The organism is Mycetocola sp. Y171 (assembly GCF_056713165.1).
In genome coordinates this window covers 1,335,689-1,351,898 of sequence record NZ_JBWYGX010000001.1, presented here as the reverse complement: position 1 = coordinate 1,351,898, position 16,210 = coordinate 1,335,689, and the positions used below count along the sequence as shown (strand labels likewise).

13 protein-coding genes are annotated in these 16,210 nt (G+C 67.8%); 3 read left to right on the top strand and 10 right to left on the bottom strand.

From position 1 onward, the window contains the following. The first annotated feature begins 51 nt into the window (after positions 1-51). The gene (locus tag AC1M2K_RS06480; RefSeq protein ID WP_480240304.1) at positions 52-633 is read left to right on the top strand and encodes a CGNR zinc finger domain-containing protein; all 582 of its coding nucleotides are present in this window, start codon (positions 52-54) and stop codon (positions 631-633) included. 6 nt (positions 634-639) lie between these two features. On the opposite strand, the gene AC1M2K_RS06475 is transcribed toward AC1M2K_RS06480, so the two are convergent. Together AC1M2K_RS06475 and AC1M2K_RS06470 are read right to left on the bottom strand one after the other, a co-directional pair. Further along, complete coding sequence (locus tag AC1M2K_RS06475) at positions 640-1,113, bottom strand: VOC family protein (protein ID WP_480240303.1); 474 nt, start codon at positions 1,111-1,113, stop codon at positions 640-642. A gap of 141 nt (positions 1,114-1,254) precedes the next feature. Next, positions 1,255-2,226, bottom strand: coding sequence for an NAD(P)-dependent alcohol dehydrogenase (locus AC1M2K_RS06470; RefSeq protein ID WP_480240302.1), 972 nt, complete (start codon positions 2,224-2,226; stop codon positions 1,255-1,257). A gap of 170 nt (positions 2,227-2,396) precedes the next feature. On the opposite strand from AC1M2K_RS06470, the gene AC1M2K_RS06465 reads away from it, so the two are divergent. Next, on the top strand, positions 2,397-3,314 hold the full coding sequence (locus AC1M2K_RS06465; protein WP_480240301.1) for an NADP-dependent oxidoreductase: 918 nt from the start codon (positions 2,397-2,399) through the stop codon (positions 3,312-3,314). 86 nt (positions 3,315-3,400) lie between these two features. On the opposite strand, the gene AC1M2K_RS06460 is transcribed toward AC1M2K_RS06465, so the two are convergent. The 4 genes from AC1M2K_RS06460 to AC1M2K_RS06445 all read right to left on the bottom strand — a co-directional run bounded on the left by AC1M2K_RS06460 (position 3,401) and on the right by AC1M2K_RS06445 (position 6,860). Further along, the gene (locus AC1M2K_RS06460) at positions 3,401-4,354 is read right to left on the bottom strand and encodes an L-lactate dehydrogenase (RefSeq protein WP_480240300.1); all 954 of its coding nucleotides are present in this window, start codon (positions 4,352-4,354) and stop codon (positions 3,401-3,403) included. A gap of 161 nt (positions 4,355-4,515) precedes the next feature. After that, positions 4,516-5,970: a flotillin family protein gene (locus AC1M2K_RS06455; protein ID WP_480240299.1), complete on the bottom strand. Its 1,455-nt coding sequence runs from the start codon at positions 5,968-5,970 to the stop codon at positions 4,516-4,518. 295 nt (positions 5,971-6,265) lie between these two features. Then, positions 6,266-6,496: a PLD nuclease N-terminal domain-containing protein gene (locus AC1M2K_RS06450; RefSeq protein ID WP_480240298.1), complete on the bottom strand. Its 231-nt coding sequence runs from the start codon at positions 6,494-6,496 to the stop codon at positions 6,266-6,268. A 40-nt stretch (positions 6,497-6,536) separates the two neighbouring features. Beyond that, positions 6,537-6,860, bottom strand: a complete 324-nt coding sequence (locus AC1M2K_RS06445; protein ID WP_480240297.1) for a nuclear transport factor 2 family protein — start codon at positions 6,858-6,860, stop codon at positions 6,537-6,539. Positions 6,861-6,985: 125 nt separating this feature from the next. On the opposite strand from AC1M2K_RS06445, the gene AC1M2K_RS06440 reads away from it, so the two are divergent. Then, a complete protein-coding gene (locus AC1M2K_RS06440; protein ID WP_480240296.1) occupies positions 6,986-7,717 on the top strand; it encodes an IclR family transcriptional regulator in 732 nt (243 codons plus the stop codon). Positions 7,718-8,045: 328 nt separating this feature from the next. Here AC1M2K_RS06440 and AC1M2K_RS06435 read toward each other — a convergent pair whose 3' ends face one another. The 4 genes from AC1M2K_RS06435 to AC1M2K_RS06420 all read right to left on the bottom strand — a co-directional run bounded on the left by AC1M2K_RS06435 (position 8,046) and on the right by AC1M2K_RS06420 (position 16,210). Beyond that, complete coding sequence (locus tag AC1M2K_RS06435; protein WP_480238840.1) at positions 8,046-8,873, bottom strand: nuclease-related domain-containing protein; 828 nt, start codon at positions 8,871-8,873, stop codon at positions 8,046-8,048. A gap of 164 nt (positions 8,874-9,037) precedes the next feature. Beyond that, the gene (locus AC1M2K_RS06430) at positions 9,038-10,672 is read right to left on the bottom strand and encodes a fucose isomerase (protein ID WP_480240295.1); all 1,635 of its coding nucleotides are present in this window, start codon (positions 10,670-10,672) and stop codon (positions 9,038-9,040) included. 98 nt (positions 10,673-10,770) lie between these two features. Continuing rightward, a complete protein-coding gene (locus AC1M2K_RS06425) occupies positions 10,771-11,754 on the bottom strand; it encodes a LacI family DNA-binding transcriptional regulator (protein ID WP_480240294.1) in 984 nt (327 codons plus the stop codon). A gap of 145 nt (positions 11,755-11,899) precedes the next feature. Further along, entirely contained in the window at positions 11,900-16,210 is a 4,311-nt protein-coding gene (locus tag AC1M2K_RS06420; protein WP_480240293.1) for a hypothetical protein, read from the bottom strand.

Here is a 16,210-nt window from a genome sequence, read left to right as displayed (position 1 = left end):
TAACGGTTGAGACGTTACCGAGTGTAACGCAATACCCGTTACAATGGGAACATGGCATCCGATCTCATGACATTCCGCCTCGACGGAGGCTCGACCTGGCTGAACTTCCTAGCCACGCGAGGCAAGGCGTTCACGTCGCATCCGATCGAGCGCCTCTTCGATGCCGACCGCCTCGCCGAGTGGTTCACTGCCGTCGACCTGGCGCCGACCACTCCGCCATCAGACGCGGATCTCGAGTCGGCCGTGGCGCTCAGGGAAGCACTCCGTGTGCTGGCTCTCGCCGTCACCTCGAATGACACGCCAGACAGCGCAGCCACCGATGCGCTCGGGCCGTTCCTCACCCCACCACCGGCTCCTGCACTGGTCGACGGTGAACTGCGGATGCCGCAGCCCGCGACCACGACGGATGCTCTGTCTCGCGTCGCCTGGGAAGCTTCGCTGCACCTGTCTGGTCCGGAACGCCGGCACCTCCACGAGTGCGCCGCCGATGGGTGCCGGTTCGTGTTCGCCGATCCGTCCGGACGCCGCCGCTACTGCCCGTCACCGGCGTGCGCGACCCGGGAACGGGTGCGTGCGCACCGGGCGCGGCAGAAGGCATCCGACCCCGCCGTCGAGCCGGTCGAGATCCCGTAGGAACGCCTACCCGTTGTAGGCGGCCCTCAACTCGGCGATGTCGAGCTTGCCCATGCCGAGCATGGCCTGCATCACCCGACCGGACTTCTCCGGATCCCGGTCGTTCATCAGCTCGCCGAGGATCGGCGGCACGATCTGCCACGACAGCCCGTACTTGTCCTTGAGCCAGCCGCACATGCTCGGCTCGCCACCGTCAGCGGTGAGGGTGTTCCACAGCCTGTCGATCTCTTCCTGTGTCTCGGCGCTGACCGAGAACGACGTCGCCTCGGTGAAGGTGACATCAGGGCCGCCGTTGATCGCCTGGAACTCGACACCGTCCACGACGAAGGAGACGGCGAGCGCCGTGCCGGCCGGTAGCGGCGCGCCCTCGCCGTAGCGGGAGACGTCGGTGATCTCGGAGTTCTCGAACACCGACACGTAGAACGTGGCGGCTTCTTCAGCCTCGTCGTCGAACAGCAGCGAGGGGACGATCTTCTGCATGGAGCACTCCTTCGTGCGGGCCTGGTTGAGCCGCCATGCTACTGAAGCCGGCGGGTGGCGTACAGCCCGTGGCCCTCCGCTTCGTCGCAGCGCTCCTCCAGCGAGCGGGGCCTTGATCTCGACAAGCTCGATCGGCGGGGGCTAGACCGTCACGACCACCTTGCCCCGCGCCTTGCCGGTGTGGACGTACGCGATCGCCTTTGCGGCATCCTCGAGCGGGAAGGTCCGGTCGATCACCGGCGTGATGCTGCCGGCCTCGAGCATTTCACGCAGGACTTCGAGGGTGGGCTGGTCCTCATCAGAGACGAGTCCCTTCATCGACTGGCTCGTGAAGACCGACACCACCGGAGCCAGAAGAGCTCGACCGAAGCCGCCGAGCAGCAGGCCGCCGCCCTCCCCGCCGACGATCACGAGCGTGCCCCCGCGCCGCAGCACCCGGCGCAGTCGCGAGAGCGAGTTGTGCCCGGCGGTGTCGAGGATGACGTCCCAGGCCTCAGTTCCATCCGTGAAGTCCTCCCGCGTGTAATCGATCACCCGGTCGGCGCCGAGTGACCGCACGAAGTCGACCTTCGACGTGCTGCACACCCCGGTGACCGTCGCGCCGAGGGCGACGGCGATCTGCACGGCGAACGATCCGACCCCGCCACCCGCTCCGAGCACAAGCACCTTCTCGCCGGCGCGCAGCCCTCCGGCATCCTTCAGTCCGTGAAGCGCCGCGCAGCCGGAGATGGGAACCGCCGCCGCCTGCTCGAAGCTGATGTTCGACGGCTTGTGCGCGAGGCGGTCCTCGCCCACTTTCGTGAACTCGGCGAAGCTGCCCTCGAACGTCGTGCCGAACACCTCATCGCCCACGTCGAATCGCGTCACCGCCTTGCCGACCTGAGCGACCTGACCGGCGACATCCCGACCCGCAATGGGCTGCTTCGGACCGGTGAAGCCGAGGAACAACCGCAACAGGTAGGGCTTGCCCGCCGTGGTGTGCCACACGCCGGCGTCGACACCGGCCGCGCGCACCGCGATAAGCACCTCGTTGTCGCCGACCGGCAGCGGATCATCCACGTTGAAACGGAGTGTGACGGGCGACGCATATTCATTCTGAATTGCTGCCTTCATGGTGGCTCCTCCTGCTGGATTCTCAGTGGGTCGACGGGCGTCATGCTATGGCCGCTGTGGGCGGGCGGGATAGCCCTGAAGCCTGAAAATGTGACGATGGCGGGAACAACGACGGATGCTCCGGCGTAACACTTGAAGACGCGCGGTCGCCGCGCAGGAAGCAGGAACGCATGCCACGATTCATCCAGTTCACCGAGTTCGGCGGGCCAGAGGTCCTCAACCTGATCTCCGTCGACAAGCCGCAGGCCGGCCCGGGCGAGGTCGTCGTGCGCGTCAAGGCCGCCGGACTCAACCCGGTCGACTTCAAGATCTTCCGCGGTCCTGCGGCGAAGATCTACGGCGCGACCCTGCCCTCGGGCGCCGGCAACGACTTCTCCGGAATCATCGAGCAGGTCGGCGATGGCGTCACTTCCTGGGCCGTCGGCGACGAAGTGATCGGCGGAGCCCGCAACCACGCCCTCGCCGATTTCATCGTGTTGCCGGCCGACGGCATCCTCGTTTCGAAGCCTGCCGATCTGTCGTTCGAGGTCGCTGCGGCCATCACCGTCGTCGGACGCACCGCGTGGGCGAGCGTCGAGTCACTTCACCTCACGGATGCCGACACGGTGCTGATCAGCGCAGCCGCTGGTGGGGTCGGGGTGCTGGCTTCACAGCTCGCCGTCCGGACCGGTGCGACGGTCGTCGGTACGGCGAGCCCGTCGAACCACGAGTTCCTGCGTTCTCTCGGGGTGATCCCGGTCGCCCACGGTGACGGTCTCGTCGAGCGGCTGAAGGAGGCGGCTCCGCAGGGTTACACGGCCGTGCTCGACAACCACGGACCGGACACCATCGAGGCCGGCCTCGAACTAGGCGTTCCGATCGAGCGGATCAACACGATCGCGACCCACGGCCCGGCCGACCGGGGCGCGACCCACATCGGTGGAGCGCAGGCGACCAGCGAGGACCTCAGCCACGTCGCCGAGCTGCTCGCCTCTGGTGAGTTGCAGCTGCCGATCAGTGACGTCTTCCCGCTCGAGCGTGCCGCAGAGGCCTACGAGAAGCTCGAGCAGGGCCACGTGCGCGGCAAGATCGTGCTCGTCACCGACTGACTCTCAACCACTCCCGCGAGTCGCTGGGTTTGGGGTGGTCGGGCCCCGCCCGAACCGCTGCAAACCCAGCAACTCGCGTGACGGGATCAGCCGAGGTGCGCGACCGACGCCCTCAGCGCCTCGGCCGACCGGTGAAGCAGGTCGAGCTCGACGTCGTCCATCGGAACGTCGAGCGTCCGTTCCACGCCGTTCGACCCGACGATCGACGGAACACTGAGCGCAACGCCCTCGATCCCGCGGTAGCCGTGCAGCACGCTCGACACCGGCAGGATCGCCCGCTCGTTGCGCAGCACTGCCTCGACGATCCGCGCGCCCGAGAGTCCGATGGCATAGTTCGTCGCCCCCTTGCCTTCGATGATCTTGTACGCGGCGTGCACGACATCCGAGGTGAGGGATGCCAGCCGCTCGCGCGGGAAGAGAAGGGTGCCGTTCTCGTCCGTCCAGTCGCGGAGCGGGGTCTGGCCGATCGTGGCATCCGACCACAGCGGGAACTCGCTGTCACCGTGCTCACCGACGATGAGCGCGTGTACGTTCTGAGGTGCGACGCCGGCGGCCTCGGCCAGCAGCCAGCGGAGCCGGGCCGAGTCGAGCACCGTACCTGACGAGAACAGCCGCCCGGCCGGCAGATCGACGAGCTGATCGGCGACGACGGTGAGCACGTCGCAGGGGTTCGTGACGAGGATGAACACTGCATGCGGCGCGAGCTCGACGAGTCGCGGCATGAGCTTTTCGAGGATCCGCGCATTGACCCCGGCCAGGTCGAGCCGGGTCTGCCCTGGCTCCTGCTTGGCGCCCGCCGTGACGACGACCACGTCCGAGTCAGCCACGACCTCGATGTCGCCACCGCCGGTGATCCGCGACGAGCCGGTGAACGGCGTTCCATGCGCGAGGTCGAGCACTTCAGCCTCAGCGCGAGCGGCGTTGACGTCGAAGAGAGCGACCTCCCGCGCCGAATTGCGGATCAGCGCGGCATACGCCAGCGACGACCCCACGCTCCCCGCACCGATGACGGACAGTTTCGTGTTGCGCACAGGACTCATGGCCCCATTATCGCGGTGCCCTCGGATGCCGTCGGCGCGGTCGCCCACCAGCCATCGGTCCTGGGCACGAAAAGACCCGAGACAAGGACGCGGATCACATCCGCTTCCTTCTCCCGGGCCTTCGTCCTCGTGTCGTGCTGGTCGCACCGGCGACCCGGCGGCTACTCCGCGGCAGGTGCTGCCGCGGGTTCGGCGGTCGGCTCAGCCGTGGGTGCAGCGGACGCACTCGGGCCCCGGTTGCCGCGACCGACAGTGCCTGCGGCGGCGCGTCCACCGACGGCACCGGTGAGCATGCTCGCCAGGTCGATACCCGTGGCATCCTTCAGCAGTTTCGTGACCTCGGTGACTCCGCCGACGACCTGCTTCGAGAGGTGCGATGCACCGTCGGTGGAGATGACGGTGAGGTTGTCGATGGCCGCGTACGGTGAGGCGAGCTGCTTGGCGATCTCCGGCAGGATCTCGATGGCGCGCTGCTGAAGCAGGGCCTCGGACTCGTCCCGGAGAGCGGCGACGCGCAGCTCGGTGGCACGGGCCTCTGCCTCACCCTTGGCGAAGATCGCGGCCGCTTCGGCCTCACCCTCGGCGCGGGTGGCCTCGGCTTCGGCGATACGACGGTCACGGTCGGCCTTGGCCTCCGCAACGACCTGGGCGGCGTGCGCCTCGGCGATCTGGCGGATTCGGTACGACTCGGCATCCGCCGTCTTGCGGACGTCGGCGTTGAGCTGCTGCTCACGCAGTGCGGTCTCACGCTGGGCGGTGACTTCACGCTGCTGCAGGATGCCCTGCTGCGCGAATGCCTCGGCGAGCGGCTTCGCGGCCTCGGCTTCGGCGAGCGCCTTGTCGGTCTCCATCTTGATCGACGCGTTCTTCAGCGAGAGTTCACGGTTGGCGTCTGCGATTGCTTCAGCAGCCTCGATCCGGGCCTGCTCGGATGCACGCGCAGACACGGACTCGGCGATCTCGGCTGCCTGGCGCACACGGGCCTGCTCCGGACGACCGAGGTCGGTGATGTAGCCCTTGTCGTCGGCGATCTCCTTGATCTGGAACGTGTCGACGTCGAGACCCTGGTTGAGCAGCGAGGTGCGAGCGGCTTCGATGACCTGCTCGGCGAGCCCGGCCCGGTCGCGGATGATCTCTTCGACGGTGAGGTTACCGATCGACGAACGCAGCGAACCGGACAGCACCTCCTGGGTGAACGGCTCGATGTGCTTGTCCTGCCCGAGGAACCGCTGGGCGGCCGAGCGGATCGCCGAGTCACTGTCGCCGACCTTCACGACGGCGACGGCCTCGATGCGGATCGTCACACCGTTGCGGGTCTGCGCGACCACCTGGATGCCGATGGCCCGCGAACGCAGGGACATCGAGAACTGCTTCTGCAGGAACGGGACGACGAAGACACCGCCACCCTGCACCACCTTTTGGCCGGTCAGGTCGGTGATCGTGCGACCGTCGACTCCAACGGACTTGCGCGCACGGCGCCCGGTCACGATGATCGCCTCGTCTGGCTGCGCGATCTTGTATCGGCTCTGCACGAACGCAATGATGATCAGCAGCAGGATGATCCCTGCTACGACCGCCAGGACGACGGGGCTGAACAGGGTGGCTAGCAAATCCATGACTCTCCTTGGCGCCGGCGGTACTGACGGCGCTCCCAGCCTATCGGTGGGCGCTTTCGCCCCGACGGCGACGGATGCCCCACCTTCGGGAGGAAAATCGGGGGTCAGTCCACGTATCGGAGATAAACCCTGCGATTGTCCTCCCGAAACCCGGCCGTCGGTCCGCGGCTGTGTTCGCAACTACGGAGAAACGGTCAGAACAGCGGCCGATCGGGCCGGATCCGACACTTTGCAGCGAAATCTCCGCGGTTGGAGACAGCACCCCGGCTAGAAGGCGCCGCCGCACGGATGCCGGTCAGCGTCTGGTGAGCGGCGGCGCCTGCTGCGCGCCGATGAAGAACCAGGCGAGCGCCCCGAGGAACGGCGCTACGACGACGATCAGCACCCAGATCGCCTTCGCGGTCGAGTCGAGGTACGACTTCGTGATCTGCAGAAGGGCGACGATCCAGAGGGCGATCGTTCCACCCGCGAGCGCGAGGCAGCCCAGGATGATGAGAAGATGCCAGCCGATAAGCCCTGATTCCATGGCGCCAACCTAGCAGCGCACCGACCAGCGGGACGAGCGCTCACGCCGTGATCGTCATCTCCTGGACGAGATCGTCTGTGACCGTGAAGCTGAAGTGGCTCTGCCCGTTGAAGCCGCGCCCGCCGACGGTGGCGGTGATCGTGGAGTACTCGCCCGTGGTGATATCGGCCGTCACGTCGAGGCTGACGTCGACGCCGATGAACTCGGCATCCGACCACGCTTTGATCTCGTCCCGGCCCGTGAACACGCGGCCCCAGTCGTTGACGCTCCCGTCTGGGGCGAACACGTCGAGGAATCCTTCCGTGTCTCCGGAGTTGGCCGCAGCCAGCAGACGGGCCACCGGCTCAGGAAGCGTCGTAGCCATCGTGGTTCCTCTCTCACGTGATGCCACTCACGTTAGACCTGAAGACGGATGCCGTAAATAGTGCTCTGAATACAGCTAGCCTGAACCTGGGGGAAATGATGAACGGGGAACGGGACGGGACTCTCTTGGGGTCCATCCAACGGGCACTGCAGCTGGTCGATGTCGTGGCGAATGCCAACCGGCCGATGCCGGTGAAGGCACTCGCGCGGGCCTCCGGCCTCACGCTGGGGACGGCGTACAACATCGTTCGCACGCTCATCCATGAGGGGTACCTGCGCAGCGAACCCGACGGCCTCGTGCTCGGCCACCGCTTCCCCAGCCTCCGGGCACGCGATGAGGACGGCGTGTTCATCGCCCGCGTCCGAGCGACCCTGAGGTCGGTGACCGAGGAACTCGGCGCCACCGCCTACCTCTCCCGCTTCACCGACGGCGAGGTGCACCTGGTCGACATCGTCGACGCGGTCAACAGCCCCCGTGTCGAGGTCTGGGTGGGGCTCGACAACAGCGCACACGCATCCGCACTCGGCAAACGCATCCTCGGAGAGCTGGAAGAGGCGGACCGGCTCGACTACCTGTCGCGGCATCCACTCGAGCAGCTCACCCCGAACACGATCTGCGACCGGCGGGTCCTGCTCCACCAACTCGGCGAGCACAAGCACGCCTCAGTCGACCACGAGGAGTACGTCCTCGGCTTCAACTGCCTTGCCGTGCCGGTTCGCGCTCCTGGCGTCATTGCGTCGCTGGCGGTGTCCGCGCCTGCGGATGCCACGCCGGCCGACGTGCCCGCCATCATGAAACGGATGCAGGCTGCAGCGGCTCGCCTGTCGCTTCAGTTGGGTGCAGATCGGCTGGTCTGACCGGGTTTCACTATCTGAAATCACGGCCCTAGCCGGATGCCGGTGCCCCGGCTAGCGTCAATCTGCAACGTGTGCGCCGAGAGCGCCCGTTGCTACAGCGCACGGTGTGCGCTGAGCGGGCCGTAGCCGGCCCGTTGGGGGGAATAAGGGATGTCGCGATCGTTCGCGCATCGCGGCATCGTCCGGGGCGAGGGGGCGTGCACTTTTGGTGTGCGTCCCCTCACTCTGTTGCCGAGGCATTCGCAGCGGACGACGCCCGAGCAGAGAACGAACACCGAGCAGAGGACCGACGCGGAGGACGAAGCAGTCGGCGTGCGAGCACCCGGAGCTACCGGACCAGCGCCGCAGCGACCTCGGTGAATACGGCCGTGAGCACGGGCGGCGCGACAGCGATCGCCGTCGCACCGACGGCAGCGATGCCGCCGAGCGCCCAGAGCGATCGCCGCGTCGCCGCTGTGCGAACCTCCTGGTCGATGTCGGCGAACCGAGCCATCACGTCTGAGTTCGGAGCGGTCGGCACGGTGCGCCAGGTCCCCGGGTCGTCGATGAGGCGGACGACATGCTCGCGCTCCTCGGCGTTGAGCACGATGGGCCGCTTGAGCAGCCAGCGGCGCAGCCGGCGGGCGTCGAGCACGGCGACGAGATCCGGCCATTCCTTCACGACGATCGATGACGCACCGTGGATGGCGACGACCGGGCGCACCCGCCCGGGCAGGCCGAGTTTCTGGTGCACGATCTTGGTCACCCGCGCTGCCTCGTACTCGGCATTGCGGATGTGCGGCTGACGCTGACCCGACACCATCAGTGTGCGGTTCGCGACCCAGATCGGCTTGCCGCTGTGGTGCTTCGTGTTGATCGTGAACACACCGCCGGGGCCGACGACCAGGTGATCGATGTCGGCCTCTTTCGTGCCGACGGGGAGCGCGTGGAAGACGGTCCATTCAGGAGGAAGCTCCCCGAGCATCCGCCCGACAGCGAGCTCGCCCTGCGCGCCGAGGTACCACGCGGTGCCGCTGTAGCTCAGCGGGGAACGACCGAGAATCCGGGCCGCACGCCCCCGGGGGACGACATGTGTCTGGTCGCCGACGAGTTCCTCGATGACGGCCTGGGCGGCAAAACGCTGCCGCATGCTCGTGGCGGTGACGGTGTCGGTCACGTGTCCCCCTCTGTTGCTTTTGCTCGACAGTACCTACCGGTCAACCCCGACACGCATCCCCAGAACGGGCATGAGGATCTTTCGCGATCGGGATGCCGCAGGACCCGCGAAACGACGCGAGAACGCCCGGCCGGATCGACTCCGGCCGGGCGTTCTGGGGGTGTCTAGACGGTGACGTCACCGACGAGGTGCACGTGCACGCCCAGTTCGGCGAACAGTGCGGCCTTGGCGATCAGCGCCTTGTCCGCGGTCTCGGCATCCGGTGCGTAGACCACCTGTGCGTGGTTGGCCTTGTGGCGGGCCATGTACTGGTCGCGGGTCACTCCACGGAGCACGACATGTGCGATCGGCCACTCCGGATTCGTGGCATGCTTGCGCCGTTCGGTCTCTTCGGCGGGCAGCTCGACGACGCTCGCGCGGCCGATGTCGAGGTTGAGCGCGCCGTCCGCGATGTAGACCCGCGACCAGACGATCTCACCCGGCTTGGAGACGCCGTTGATGGTGCTGCCGCCTGCGGGGAAGAACACCGGGTGCTGCCGCCAGCCCTCGGCGTTCTGCCAGCCGCCGAGGTGCGAAGCGGGCACGGAGCCGGAGATCTCGTACACCCAGACGAACTCACCGTCGAAGTCCTCGCCCCAGCGCACGTCGTGCAGCGTGTTGTCCGGGACGAGTCCCATGGCACGCCAGACCCGGTCGGTGATGAGCGAGTCGACGGCGACACCCTCGTCGGCCTCGTTGAAGTGCGGGAACGCCTTGCCCTCGTGCAGCACACGGGAGCCGTCGCGACTCGTCACCGGCGGCCGATCGGTCGTGTTCAGGATGCCCTCGGCGAGGTCGCTCGCAGGGACGAGGTCCTTGAGACCCTGCTGGTACTGGATGCCGACGGCGTCGAGTCCGAAATCGTCGCTGATGCGCAGCGCGGCGATGTACATCTTGTACTGCCAGGTCAGCTGTTCCTCGGTGAGCTCGGTGGCGTCATCCGTGCCGACCCGGAAGGTCATGCCGGCGTCCTTCAGCCAGTCGCCGACGGCGGCGGCATCCGTTTCGCTGACGGTGAGCATCTCGGCGTAGAGGGCACTCTGCGAGAGTCGTTCCTTGTAGATGCCGAGCGTGTTCAGCAGCTCGTCGTCGAAGATGGCGTTGTACATGCCCATGCAGCCCTCGTCGAAAACGCCGATGATGGCCTTCTCGGTCTTGAGCTGGCGGGCGAGCGCGACGCCGAGTTCCTTCTCCGGGGAGTCGGGCAGCTCGGGCAGCGGGCGCACGTGCGAGGCGTCGTGGCTGATCGTGCCGGTCTCGACCCAGCTGCGGATGCCGTCGAGGAACCACTCGTCGGTGAAGTCGACGCTCCAGATCGTGGAATAGTCGGTGCCCATCTTGGTCAGGCCGGCGTTGAGGCCGAGCAGACCGACGAGGCCGGGCCAGTCCGGCGCGAAGTTGGCGACGGTGAGGATCGGGCCGCGGTGGGTGCGGAGACCGGCGAGCACGTGGTGGCTGTACTGCCAGACGGCTTCGGCGACGATCAGCGGCGCGGTCGGCGGGATGTTGCGGAAGACGTCGAGTCCCATCCGCTGGCTCCGGATGAAGCCGTGCCCGAGCTCGGGGTCGATCGGGTTGCCGCGCGTGATGGTCCAGCCGATGCCGGCGAAGGCCTTCTCGAGGTCACGTTCCATCGCCTCCTGCACGGGCCAGCCGGCGGTGTTTGCGGATTCGCGCAGGTCACCGCTCGAGATCAGGTAGGCGGTCTTCGGCTCCGGGACCGTCTCGGTGGTGGTCGCCGGGAGGCTGTAGGTGGACATCATTGGCTCCTTGCTCGTGCGTGAAGACGATCGACTTCAGGGTCGCAGAAATCGATTTCATGCGCAAGCCGTCCGGCAGCCCGATCCGTTCGCCGGCCTCAGTGCGCCGCGCGCGTGGCCCGGGCCAGTTCGCCGGGGAAGACGGCGGTGCGCGGTGCCTGCGTCTCGCCGGCGATGCGGGAGACGAGCATCGACACCGCCGTCGTGCCAAGGTCCCGCGTCGGCAGGTGGACGAGGGTGATCAGCCCAGGCGACAGGGTGGTGAAGGGGAGGTCGCCTATCACGCCGACGCCGAATGCCGGAGGTGTGAGGCCGTGCTCGTTGAGCACCTGGAGGGCGCCGACCCCCATGAGGTTGTTCGTCGCGACGACGGCATCGGGCACCTCGGCCGCAGCGAGCAGTTCGGCCATCGCCCGCCGACCTCCGTCGACCCGGTGGTTCGCGATGCGGAGGTACGGTTCGGGGTCGTAGCCGCCGCGCTCCTCGACGACGTTCCGCCAGCCGAGGGCGCGCTCAGTCGCGGTGACGATCGTCTCAGGTCCGGCGATGCACGCGATGCGCTCGTATCCGGCGTCGAAGAGGGCCGCGGTGAGGGATGCTCCTGCCGGCCGGTTGTCGATCATCACGTGGTCGACGGAGAAGCCTGTCGTGCGGTCGACGGTGACGACGGGGCGGTTCTGGCTGACCATCGTCGTGAGGTCGCTGTGGTCGGAGGCGGGAACGAGGATGACGCCTGCCATGTTCTCGGAGACCGCGATCTGCAGGTAGTGGGCCTCCTTCTCCGGGTCGTCGTCGGTGTTGCACAGCACGACCGAGAAGCCGGCGGACTGTGCCCGGTCCTCGACGCTGCGGGCAAGCGCGGTGAAGAACGGGTTCTCGATGTCGGGGATGATGAGCGCGATCACCTCAGAGCTCTGCCGGCGAAGGGTCCTCGCCGTGCGGTTCGGCGTGAATGACAGGCTGGCCGCCGCCTCACGTACCCGCTCAGCCCGGTCCTCGGACACGGCCCTGCCGTTGAAGACCCGCGAGACCGTGGCCGGCGAGACACCGGCGAGCGCGGCGACGTCGTAGATCGTGGCCATGGGGTCCTTACCTGTCCGAGGCCGCAGCCTGCTGTCGTGCCGGGGCGTGCTCGTACCCGGCCGCTGGAACCCGGGGGAGATGCGCGCTGAGTGCAGCGTACCGGCACGTCGACCGGTCGCGGTCAACGCGCTGGCGGTGCTTCGGTTACGGCAGCTCCACGGTGTCGCTGTAGACGAGCCTGTGGTCCCGCATCCGGAACGGGGCGATGGCCGCGACCGGCGACCGGTCCGAGACGTGCAGTTCGTACTCGGCGATCCGCGCCCGCCAGCGGTCACCCGCGACGGCTTCAGCCCGGTCGGGAACAGGAACGGCCCCGGCCCAGTCGATCTCGCCGTATGTCCCGCTTCGCAGGATCCGCAAGCCGAGCACGACGGGGAGTGTGATCCGCCGGCCCACCTGCTCCCAGGCGAGGTCGGTCGTCGAATCCGCCGGGAGCTTCTCCACCCAGGCTTCGACGAGGCGGGACGCCGTGACCTTGCTGGCGAGGTTCGGGAGCGACTTGGCGTGCAGCGGGATTCCCACCGGTCCGCTCAGGGTGACGACGACAGCCGAACGGTCGGCGTTCTCCACGAACGTCGCCTCCCGGCGCGGCAGCACTTGGACGAAATCCGCTTTCACCACCTTCGACAGGTGCTCGTCACCGACGGAGAACGGCTGGTACCGCCCCAGGGCGAGTTGCACCATCGGTGTGTACGAGTACCCCGAATCGACCTGCAGGTCGCAGAACCAGAGTCGCCGGTCTGGGTCGAACTCGGGCTGGTGGCCGACAACGGTCACCCGCTCGTTCACCTCGGCGAGCAGCACGCTGTTGCCGACGCTCGTCCGCAGGGGAAACTGCGAGATCAGTGGGCCGGATGCCACCGGTTCCGAATCGTAGACCGGGTCCGCTCCCCAGACGCTCGTGAACGGCAACCCGTCCGGTCCGGTCTGGCCGAACAGCGGCATGTAGCTCTCGATCGCACCGGTGTCGATCACCTCGTCGCGCAGGCGCAGCTTCGCCAGCGTCGTCTTCGTCTTCGCGAGAGCGCGTTCCTCCACGGTTCGCGCTCGCACCTGAGATGCCTCCGCTGCCTGGGCCCGGCTGGTCAGCGAAGCGAGCAGTTGGGCGGATGCCGGACTGCGATCCGACACCGTGACGCCGTCGTGTTCGAGCACCTTCGTGGCCCACGCGTCGCTCAGCGCCCGGGCTTCGAGACTGCCGGCGACTCCGTGGGCCACGTCGGCGTGCCAGGTGAGCCATGGCTGCCTCCGGAGAACGATACCGAGCAGCTCGTCTTCGCCGCTTGAGTACCAGGGGCGGCCGAGGTACACCCGGAGTCCACCACCGGTGCGCACCCGCCGCACGCCGAACCCGTCACCGTCGAGGTCGTCGGTCGTCCACTCCCACGTCGGCACGATGTACTTCACGTCCGGAGGGTCCGGTCGCCGGCTCGACGGGATGTTGAGCAGGAGCGGATCACCCTCGGTCGTGACGAGAGCCGGGTCGTCGGTGATCTCCGGCGGGAAATACTCCCTGAACCGGGTGGTCGCCGTGGCCTGATAGTCGACGTACCTGTGCTTCGTGTCACCGAACTCCTGCCGCACCTCGTGGCGGGGTCCGATCGGTCCGCCGGCCGGCCCTTCTGTCGCTGCAATGAGGCAGTCCGCTTCGTCCCGTTCGAGCTGGAACCCGGCCACATGGGCGAACACGTCCTCCTCGCCGGGCAGAGGCTGGGTCACGTCGTCGATCTTGTCGGTCCAGCGCGCGTCGATGTCGAGTCGGCCGGTGCTTGCCGCATGGTTGCGCACGGCACCGACGAGCGCCGCGAAGGTCTGTCCGGGCAGGCGCTGCACCCGGCTGTTCGGCGGACCGCCCGCCCCGACCAGGATGACCGGCTTCTCGAGCGGCTTCTCGACGGCATGCACGAGCGTGAGCTCGGAGAACGGCGTGATCATCCAGTGCTTCCCCGACAGCACAGCCTCGCGCTGGGCAGCGGTCGCTGGGCTCTGGTCCTGTTCGATGAGATTCCAGATCCGCATCAATTCGGGGTCACCCGGGTCGAGGAAGGATGCCAGCCGAACAGTGGTGAACTCCGCTTTCGGCAGCGACACGGTCAGGGTGCGGGATGCCGCGTCGAAGCTCGGCGGGTCCGTGCCCTCCACCGTGAGCACGCGCACAGGGAGGCGGTCGTGCCAGACCTCCTCCTGCCCGGGCCAGCGAAGCAGCCGCGTTGCGGCATCCCCCGGCAGTGTGGAGAACGAAATTCCCCGCGACAGCGGGTCGGGCAGGTATGGCAGGTCGAGCATGGGGGTGTCGTGCACGACGTACTCACCGTCGAGCAGGATCTGGTCCTTGCCGCCGCTCAGCACTGTCGGGACCTCCCGGCGGCTGACCAGCCGTCCGCCCGGCAGCAGGAGGTAGCTGCCTGATTCCTTCGCTGCCACAGCGAACTGAGCCGCGATCGCTGCGGGGTCACCGCTCAGGGCGGCATCCAGCCTCCCGTGTGTCTCGGCCAACTGCACACTCGTCGCCGGGGCTGCGAGGTGCCTGGCATTGTCGGCCCGGTACCAGATGCCATCGGGGCTGTGACCGGTCAAACCGGTTACCCGGCCCTGGGCGACGTATTCCGCTGCACTCACCCCGTCGGTGGAGCGGATCACCATCCGCATCAGCGACTCGCCCTCGGTGTATTCGGTGAGTGGAACGACGGCCGGCGACGGCACCGGCTCCCAGCGCTGATACGGCTCGGGCAGGTCGCGCTCGTGCTCGTCGAGCAACTGGTCGCCGGGGATGGAGCCACCTGAGAGGTCGACGGCGCGCACCCGCACCCGGTACCACCGGCCGTATCGCAGACGTGGGAGCGATCCCCGTTGCGGGCGGAACTCCGCGGTGAGGCCGAACCCGGTCTTCGCTACTTCGGGCGCCTGACCGGGTTCGACGGTTCCGTCCTCGGTCTGCTGGCGCCCCGGGCGTTTGACGGCGAGCGACCAGCCGTCCCAGCCCGCCACGGATTCGTGCAGGTACTGGTCGGTCGCGACTCCCGTCGTTGTGCTCGACGTGCTCGCCGCCTTGAGGTACCCCTCGTCGGCGTCTGGCTGGACCGGCAGCGGGTCGACGGTGCCGTCCGGGTGCGCGATCTCGTATATGCCTTCGCGGCGATGCAAGGACATCCAGTCCCTGCCAGTCGAGGCATCCTGGATGTCGACCCGCCACCCGCGCGTCACATCCGCGGACTCGAGCAACGACGCCTGGCCCGCCGTCCGATCGGTTTCGTGCGCCTTGGCGGCGTCGAACTGACCGACGAGCCCCTTGGCGCGGTTCTGGCGGGCGATGAGGATGCCGGCTGAGCGAAGCGCCGGGAGCGACGCCGCGTCTGCTGTCATCGATCGGTCCGTGCCGGCCAGCCCGGCGGCTGTACGCCTGACCGTGTCGAGCAGGTTCGAAAGTTTCAGAGCCGACCCGTCCGGGTCGACCTGGATGACGTCGAACGCGTCGTCCCTCTCGATCGCGAGGCTGCCGTCGCGCACGTCGCCGATGTGCTCGCGACTCGCGGGCACCCAGACCCGCTCGGTGTAGTGGTACAGCGTTTCAGGGCGAGCGGCCTCCGGCGTGAGCAGGGTGAGGAAGGGACCTTCGTTGTCGTCAGGTAGCAGCCGGATCGTCGAGACCTCGGGGATACCCGGATCGTCCTTGAGAAGGACGTCGAACGCGAGGCCGAGATGCCTGAGCAGTTGGGGGTAGTCGGCGCAGCGCGCGATGAAACTATGGAACTCGGGCGGCACCGGATCGGGTGCCCCCGTCGCCGCGACCACCGGGTCGAGTGGGTCGTCGTTGCGGTCGTAGAACGCGGACGCCGCGGCCAGGGCGACCTTGCGGCGCTCGGTGGCGGGCACCACGGTCGGGTCGAGATAGTCGACGAAGCGGCCGGCGGCGTCCGAACTCTCGCGAAGCCTCCTCAGCAGCAGCTTCACGGTCTCGCGCCGAGGGCGGTGCACGCGGCGGGGGTCGTCGACCTCGTCCGGGATGCTGAGGTCCCTGGCAGCATCAGCGAGTGGCCCGCGGGTCACGGGAGGGAACCCGGACGGGTAGAGCACGGCGACGGTCTGGTAGAGCTCGGTCAGCGTGTCCGCCACCTCGGCGACGGGGTAGGAGTTCACCGCAGCGGCCGAGTAGTCCTGGAACCCGGCCACCCCGACGGCGGTCTCGCCGAACAGCTGGTCCCAGAGGGCGGGGTTCGGCACGACAGGGGTGGGGAGCGGGAATCCCTCCACGACCCCGAAATTGGCGATCTCGAACCGGAACTGCGCCGTTTCGACGCTCCGCGGCCAGTTGGAGAACGCCTCGAAGTCCCTGACAGGAGTGCCTTCGGGCGGGCCGCCGGCCGCGTCGAGTCGGGGCGTCACGAACACCGTCACCTTGAGCCCGTCGGCCACCCGGCCGACGGGGATCACCGTGAAGATCGCTTCCTCGTTCAT

Coding starts and splice junctions, on each gene's coding strand:
- AC1M2K_RS06455 (WP_480240299.1), bottom strand. CDS start 5,970: ATGGATTTGCTAGCCACCCTGTTCAGCCCCGTCGTCCTGGCGGTCGTA.
- AC1M2K_RS06465 (WP_480240301.1), top strand. CDS start 2,397: ATGCCACGATTCATCCAGTTCACCGAGTTCGGCGGGCCAGAGGTCCTC.
- AC1M2K_RS06470 (WP_480240302.1), bottom strand. CDS start 2,226: ATGAAGGCAGCAATTCAGAATGAATATGCGTCGCCCGTCACACTCCGT.
- AC1M2K_RS06420 (WP_480240293.1), bottom strand. CDS start 16,210: ATGAACGAGGAAGCGATCTTCACGGTGATCCCCGTCGGCCGGGTGGCC.
- AC1M2K_RS06475 (WP_480240303.1), bottom strand. CDS start 1,113: ATGCAGAAGATCGTCCCCTCGCTGCTGTTCGACGACGAGGCTGAAGAA.
- AC1M2K_RS06450 (WP_480240298.1), bottom strand. CDS start 6,496: ATGGAATCAGGGCTTATCGGCTGGCATCTTCTCATCATCCTGGGCTGC.
- AC1M2K_RS06445 (WP_480240297.1), bottom strand. CDS start 6,860: ATGGCTACGACGCTTCCTGAGCCGGTGGCCCGTCTGCTGGCTGCGGCC.
- AC1M2K_RS06460 (WP_480240300.1), bottom strand. CDS start 4,354: ATGAGTCCTGTGCGCAACACGAAACTGTCCGTCATCGGTGCGGGGAGC.
- AC1M2K_RS06425 (WP_480240294.1), bottom strand. CDS start 11,754: ATGGCCACGATCTACGACGTCGCCGCGCTCGCCGGTGTCTCGCCGGCC.
- AC1M2K_RS06430 (WP_480240295.1), bottom strand. CDS start 10,672: ATGTCCACCTACAGCCTCCCGGCGACCACCACCGAGACGGTCCCGGAG.
- AC1M2K_RS06480 (WP_480240304.1), top strand. CDS start 52: ATGGCATCCGATCTCATGACATTCCGCCTCGACGGAGGCTCGACCTGG.